1 protein-coding gene and 1 pseudogene are annotated in these 905 nt (G+C 70.7%); one reads left to right on the forward strand and one right to left on the reverse strand.

What is annotated here, in order from left to right:
• A pseudogene (locus I73_RS08990) lies at positions 1-642 on the reverse strand (biotin carboxylase N-terminal domain-containing protein); the annotation flags it as partial.
• A gap of 14 nt (positions 643-656) precedes the next feature.
• Between I73_RS08990 and I73_RS27015 the strand changes: the two are divergent.
• On the forward strand, positions 657-905 hold a 249-nt coding region (locus I73_RS27015; protein ID WP_040500057.1), incomplete at its 3' end, for a 3'-5' exonuclease.

Raw genomic sequence — 905 nt, forward strand, 5'->3', positions numbered from 1 at the left:
CACCCGCTGGGCCAGCGTGACGGCGGTGGCGTGCAGGGCCTGGAGCTGGGCGTCGCTCAGGCCGGGGGCGGGGGTCTCCTATATCACCTTCTGGTTGCGGCGCTGGGCCGAGCAGTCGCGCTCGCCCAGGGCGATGACCTGGCCCTGGCCGTCGCCAAAGACCTGCACCTCGATGTGGCGGGCCTGCTCGACGTACTTCTCCAGGAAGAGTCCGGCGTCCTTGAAGTTGGCGCTGGCCAGGCGTTGCACGGCCCCGAAGGCTTCGGCCAGTTCGGCGTCGTTGCGCACCAGGCGCATGCCGATGCCCCCGCCGCCGGCCGTGCTCTTGAGCATCACCGGGTAGCCGATGCGGGCGGCCTCCGCCTGGGCATGGGGCAGGTCGCTCAGCAGGCCCGAGCCGGGCAGCAGGGGCACCTGGCAGGCCTCGGCCAGTTCGCGCGCGGTGTGCTTGAGGCCGAAGGCCTGCATGTGCTCCGGGCTCGGGCCGATGAAGGCGATGCCGGCGGCTTCGCAGGCCTGGGCGAATCCCGCGTTCTCGGACAGGAAGCCGTAGCCGGGGTGGATGGCCTGGGCGCCGCAGTCCCGGGCCACTTGCAGGATGACGTCCTGGCGCAGGTAGCTGTCGGCGGCCAGCGCCGGGCCGTGCCAAGTACCAGATGGCGCCGCTGGAGCAGGCCCTCAAGCGCGCCCACATCGCTTTTGACTCGATGAACACCCGCGCCTTCCGGCGCTTCGACTGGGCCACCCCGTCGGTCAAGCTCATCACCCTGCACAGCGCCAAGGGCCTGGAGTTTCCCCACGTCTTCATTGGCGGCCTGCAGGCCCTGCCCATGAAGGACGAGACCCTGGACGACGCCGTGCGCCTGCTCTATGTGGGCATGACCCGCGCCACCCAGCAGCTCACG

Origin of the sequence: Ideonella sp. B508-1 (assembly GCF_000333615.1) — a bacterium.
Taxonomy (GTDB): Bacteria; Pseudomonadota; Gammaproteobacteria; order Burkholderiales; family Burkholderiaceae_C; genus Ideonella.